This window comes from Polaromonas sp. P1_G2 (assembly GCF_056405515.1).
This window is the reverse complement of the sequence record NZ_JBFUBY010000262.1, coordinates 1-5,839: the sequence shown is the minus strand read 5'-3', so window position 1 is coordinate 5,839 and position 5,839 is coordinate 1. Positions and strand designations below refer to the sequence as shown.

Here is a 5,839-nt window from a genome sequence, read left to right as displayed (position 1 = left end):
GCCCGGCACACAGCTGCTGCCCACCTTGTTGTTGGTGCCGTGGCCCGCGTCAACAAAAAACACGCCGCGCAACTGGCCCGGCAAGCCGACGCTGCCGGCGAGCTCCGGCGTGTACAGCTCGGCATTGGCCACGATGCCGCTGTCGGCCGCCACGGCCCGCTCCTGGAAGCCGCGCACCGCCGTCGATCCGGCCAGGCCGAACTGCTCGCCAGCCAGCAAAGGCGTGTCGGTGAACTGCGCGCTGCCGGCCAGCCTGGCCTGCCAGCCGCCGGCCAGGGCCTTGAACCAGGAAGCCGTGCCGCGCGCGGCCATGAAATCGTCGCGCGTGGCGCGGTTGCCCGGTGTCAGGTAAGAGTAGCGGTCGGTGCGGCCGTCAATATTGGTGTAGCGCTCGCCGCTGGCAATGTTGCGCGACAGGCCCACGCTGTAGCCGGATATCTGGTCGACCTTCTCGGTCTGGCTGCTGTAGGTGATGCTCAGCGGCGTGGTCTTGTAGGGCACGCAGGAGGCAATCGGCGGTGTCGGCGGCGCAATGCTCACCGTGACGCCGCCGACCTCGCAGCGCGAGTCCACGAATTTGTGGTCCAGGCCCAGCACCAGCTTGGCCGTGCTTTCGCCGCTGCGGCCCAGGAAGTGGTTCCAGCGCAGGCCATACACGTCGCCCTTGCCCGTGAAGCCCAGCAGCCCGCCCAGCACCGGGGAGCTGGCCGGCGAATTGACGCTCGATTTGCCGTAGATGAAGTCGACGCTGTCGCCAAAGGCATACAGCGGGACGCGGTAGCCGACCGAAAAGACATTCAGGTTCACGCCCGAAGGGCTGTCCGGCGAGGTCGTGTAGGCCAGCGTGCCCACGTGGTCGCGGTTGAACAGATTGGCATGCTGCACGGCAATGCCGGTGCGCCAGCGGCCGCTGGAGGGCGAGCCCGTATTGTCCAGCGTGGTGATGAGGCGCAGCAGCTTGTGGTCGGTGACCAGGACCTTGGCGTCTATGGTGCCCGGCTTCTCGCCCTCGGCCAGCGTCACGCCGACCTGCTTGGCCGGGCTTTCATTGGCCAGCTGGATGGATTCGGAAATCGCGCCCAGGCGGGGCGCGCTGCCCACCTGCAGCCGCACCAGGCTGGCGCGGATATTGGCCTCATCGAAATGTTCGTTGCCGCTGATGGTGATCGAGGAGATCACGCTCTCCCGCACCAGCAGCTTCACCGCCCCGCCGGCCAGTTCCTGCTCAGGCACCGACACAACCACCGTGCTATAGCCGGCTTTGAGATAAGCCTGCTGCAAGGCTTCGATCGCCAGCTGGATATCGGCAAAACCACGCTGCGGCCCGGCCAGCGGGCCGACCAGGCGATCCACTTCCGCCGCCGGCAGCAGGGTATTGCCTTCCACCTGGAAACGCGTAATGTCAAAACGCTCATCGGCCGCGAGGGCCGTTGAGGCGGCAGCTACTGCAAGCATGCCGGTGAGGCCGCAACGGGCCAGGTGTTTGATCAAGCGGCTTTGACTCATTTGTTCTTATCCACGGGGGGCGGTGGGCTGAACAAATGACTTGGGAAATGGAGCTCTCGGAAGGCTCTGTTCAGGGCGTCTGTAGATCGTAACAGCGCGTAACTGAAAATAGCACCTTCAAGCCGCGAATTTACTTAGTGAACTCACTTATTGTTGTCACTTCACCGCAGTTTTGCGGGGTCTCATCGACCGATGTGGATTCAACGCGAAGATATTGCTGTGCCGAGCAGCTGAAACCCACAGAACAGCAGAAGGCAAAGCAAACCAGCGAAAGCAAATGCGGCTATCCATGGGAAAGCGTTTGATGGCGGTCGGTGTTGGTTTTTGCATCTGCCTTGCTGCCATAGCTACCAAAGTTTCAAGACCATTGGATCATCGACGCTGCTAAGGAATTTGGCTCCAAAATGCGAAAACCCAGCTTGGTTCAAAGCAATATTCAAATATCCACCTGACACCTTGAGGTCGAACAAACGGTGGAGTGGTTGATGGCCTTGAAAAAAACGGCGGGTGATGGGCTTGGAGTCTACGTCCTTAGATAGGATCAATCGCGTATGGCCTGCGGCGCAGGCTTGCATCGCAAGCCGATCCACCGTCCAGTTGGGCGTAACAGTCGGGTTTGTTAATGGTGGGATTGGAAACTGCTCTAGATCACCAAGCGGGCACTTCAGGGGATGTCCAAGGCCGACAATCTTGGGCAAGTTGAACAGCGAAACAACGAACAACCAGCCGTCCTTATAAAGATGAAAAAACAACCGTCTTAGTTCAACGGTGTAGTTACGTGGCTTGCCAACAATCGTAGCGAATATGGTCAGCACGGAATCCATCGGTATCAGTTCGTCTTTCCCCAGCCAGTACGCTTCATAGTAGCCACCGACACCTTTTGTAAGCGTGTGAAGTGTGCTGCGCGTATCTTGCTCCAGAAAAATGGCGGGAAGCATGTGCATGGTCCGGAATCTCTTGATTTCAAGATCATCACTGTCGAGTCCGCATTCAATCCAGTGATTTGCCCGAGCTTCAAGCCAATTCGCCACATCGGCGGCGCCGCTACCGATGGCCCGGACTACGCCGAAATAGGGCAATGAGAGTTTTATCGCCGATGCATCAAATGTGCGTGTGTACAGTGCATCGCCTGCAGAGCCGATAACCTCGAACTGAGAAAACCCCTGAAATTCTGTATATCTGGACGCCGTATCGGCGATTGCCCATGGGCTGCGATCAGCTAGCAGATGTTGGAGATGTGTAGGCAGCGCGCAAGTACCGTTGGAGATGCACTGCAGGTTCTCTGCTAGTTTTTCTATGTGTTCGACATTGCCTGCGGCCAATAGCATTCCACGGCCCGATTGCGCTTTAAATTCCACGTACTTACGCACGAGCCGTGTCGGACTTAGCGGCAAAGCCGACAACAGATTTCCGGTATAGCCCGTTGTTGGAATGGTTAGATGCCGACCGGGCTGATCAGTCGTCAGCAAGACATCRGAAACGGCTACTCGGAGGTCTTCAAAAACAGCAACAACAGTCATGCCTTTTCCAATTGAATCGAACACCCGACCTTCTCATTACGAAGGTTGGCCCGCTAATCCAGTCGCCGCAGTTTTTGCGGGAAATCATGGGTACATCACCCTCAACGAGATGGGCCGCATCTTCCCGTGGATGCATCGTCACCAAGAAGATCCGTACCGGAAGAGGCCACTGCTCAAGCTTGAGCCTCCCCAAAGTCGAAGTCGGGAAACCTGCTGAAATAGTCCATCAGCATTTCCGTCAGTACCCTGATCTTCCGCGCGGGATGCTGACCCGGTGGGCGCACCACGTAGGCGCCTGCTGGCCTGGTGGGGTGTTGCGGCATGACCGTCACGAGTGCGCCGGAAGCCAGATGGGGGCGGGTGAGTCCAAGGGGCAGGTAGCCGATGCCTATACCTGCTACCGCCGCTGCGACGAGCGCAATGCCGTTGTCTGCCTTGAAGCGGCCCTGGGGCCGGACAGAGACGACTTTGCCTTCATGCATCAATTGCCAGGTTTCCGTGCCCTGCATGAGCGCTTCGTGATCCAGGAGTTCGTCCAGGGTTTGAGGCGCGCCGTGCGCTTTGATGTAGGCCGGACTGGCGACCAGGCTCCCGTTCACAGGCCCGACACATTGAGCCATCAGGTTGGAGTCCGCGAGATGGCCAACGCGAATTGCGCAGTCGTAGCCTTCAGCCACCAGGTCGACGAAGCGGTCGCTGTAGCAGGTCTGGATGTGAAGCTGTGGATGCCGGCTCGCCATCTCGGCGAGTACGGGCGCGAAGTGGGTGGGCCCGAAGGACAGCGGCGCCGCGACGCGTAAGCGGCCGCGAAGCTCGCCGGCGGGCAGGATCGTCTCTTTGGCAATTTCTATCTCGGCACACACCCTGGCCGCATAGTCACGAAATGCCGCACCGGCCTCGGTAAGAGATGCGCCCCGCGTGGTGCGAGCCAGCAACTGAACGCCCAGCTCCGCCTCGAGCCTGATGAGCCGCCGGCTGACGATGGACTTGGCCACGCCGAGCCGAAGGGAGGCCGCTGTGATGCCCCCCCCGTCGGCAACTTCCACGAAGGTTCGCAGTTCTTCGATCTCCATCCGGTGTTCCTGTTTATGCGACACAGATGCGCAAATTTGAGGTCTACCGTACCACAAAGAATGGTGCAAAGATTCGCCTCGGGCCATCAGCGAATCGTGTTGCCGCGAGCAAGAACGATCCCTGACTGTGCCGGGCCGGGCAGGCCATATCCACATCCAACACACACCGCCGCGGAGTTCAGTTCGCTGATCGCCGCACGGTGGCGGTCTTTCAAATCCCTCGAATGGAGAAATAGCAGTGAAGTTGATACTACTGATCGGATTCATGGTGGTGAATGGCTTGGCCAACACCCATGCACAAGCCAGGCAAGAGGTGCCGGGCGCGGACCTGATCGTGCACAACGCCAGGATCTTCACCGGCAATCCCGGGCAAGCCGCGGCGTCCGCCCTGGCCGTCAAAAACGGCCGCATCTACTCGGTGGGCACGGATGCCGAGGTGCTGGGTTTGAAGAACGCCAAYACCCGGGTCATCGATTCCCGCGGCCGGCGGCTCATCCCGGGCATCATCGACGCGCACACCCATGTGCTCAACGAAGGTGGCTACAACTACACCCTGCGATGGGAAGGCGTGCCAACGCTGCGACTGGCCCTGGCGATGCTGGGTGAGCAAGCCAAACGGACACCGGAAGGCCATTGGGTGAAGGTGATTGGCGGCTGGTCTCCCTACCAGTTCGAGGAGAACCGCTTCCCCACCCTGGATGAACTCCGCCGGGCCGTCCCCAATCGTCCCTTGATCGTGCAGTACGCCTACAACCGCGCCTTCATGAACCAGCAGGCGATGGATGCCCTCGGCGTGGGCACAGACAAGTTTCCCAAGGTCCCGGGCACCGAGTTCGAGAAGGACAAGCAGGGCAAGTACACCGGTGTAGTCCATGGCTACACGTTCTTGTTCATCGCCCTGGAGACCATGGTTCCCCAGCTCTCTTTCGACGAGGAGGTGAGCTCGCTGGTCCAGACGGTTCACAGCCTCAACCGCTTCGGGGTCACGTCCATCGTCGATGCCGGCACGGGCTTCCGCGGGTATCCCAAGGCAGTGCCCACCGTGGACGCCCTTGCCCGGGACAACCGCCTCAACATCCRCATGCCCTTCGTGGACATCCAGTTCGGAGAGGGCAGCGTGGTGGACGCGCAACTCACGGCGATCACGAAGACGGCGCCTATCAGTCCCGGGCACAACTTGCACCCGCAGCTGGCGCACGGTCATGTCTACCGCGGTGCCGGCGAGTTGCTGTCGGCGGATGTCCACGATCATGAAAACTTCGACCGTCCAGCGGTCGTCGTCGAGCCGGACAAGATGCGGGAACTGGTGGAGCGGGACGTCTCCAAGTTAGTCCAGCGGCGAATTCCTTTCCGCGAGCACATCAGCTACGACGAAAACATCACGCCTTTCCTCGATGCGCTCGAGAAGCTGAACGAAAAGACGCCGCTCGACGGCCTGCGATGGAGCATCGAGCACGCCGAGACCATCAGTCCCGCGAACATCGCCAGGGTGAAGGCGCTGGGCGGCGGCATCGCCCTGGACACCAAGATGGCGCTGCACGGCGACGGATTCATCAAGACCCACGGCCGCGACAAGGCATTGCTGACCCCGCGCCTGCGCCAGCTCGTCGACAGCGGCATCCCCCTGGCCATGACCACCGACGCCTTCCGGGCGGCCTCGTTCAATCCGTGGGTCGGCATCAGCTGGATGGTGTCGGGGAAGTCGGTCTCCGGAACCGACGTGCTGGCCAAGGACAACCG

4 protein-coding genes are annotated in these 5,839 nt (G+C 60.5%); 1 reads left to right on the top strand and 3 read right to left on the bottom strand.

The features are described from left to right. From AC1D0P_RS20725 to AC1D0P_RS20715, 3 genes are all read right to left on the bottom strand, one after another. A partial coding sequence (locus AC1D0P_RS20725) for a ShlB/FhaC/HecB family hemolysin secretion/activation protein (RefSeq protein WP_477678470.1) occupies positions 1-1,506 on the bottom strand: 1,506 nt, incomplete at its 3' end. A gap of 347 nt (positions 1,507-1,853) precedes the next feature. Further along, positions 1,854-3,050: a hypothetical protein gene (locus AC1D0P_RS20720; protein WP_477678469.1), complete on the bottom strand. Its 1,197-nt coding sequence runs from the start codon at positions 3,048-3,050 to the stop codon at positions 1,854-1,856. Positions 3,051-3,199: 149 nt separating this feature from the next. Next, positions 3,200-4,099: a LysR family transcriptional regulator gene (locus AC1D0P_RS20715; RefSeq protein WP_477678468.1), complete on the bottom strand. Its 900-nt coding sequence runs from the start codon at positions 4,097-4,099 to the stop codon at positions 3,200-3,202. Between the two features lie 238 nt (positions 4,100-4,337). On the opposite strand from AC1D0P_RS20715, the gene AC1D0P_RS20710 reads away from it, so the two are divergent. Then, positions 4,338-5,839 (top strand): amidohydrolase (locus AC1D0P_RS20710; protein WP_477678467.1); only part of this gene is annotated, 1,502 nt, incomplete at its 3' end.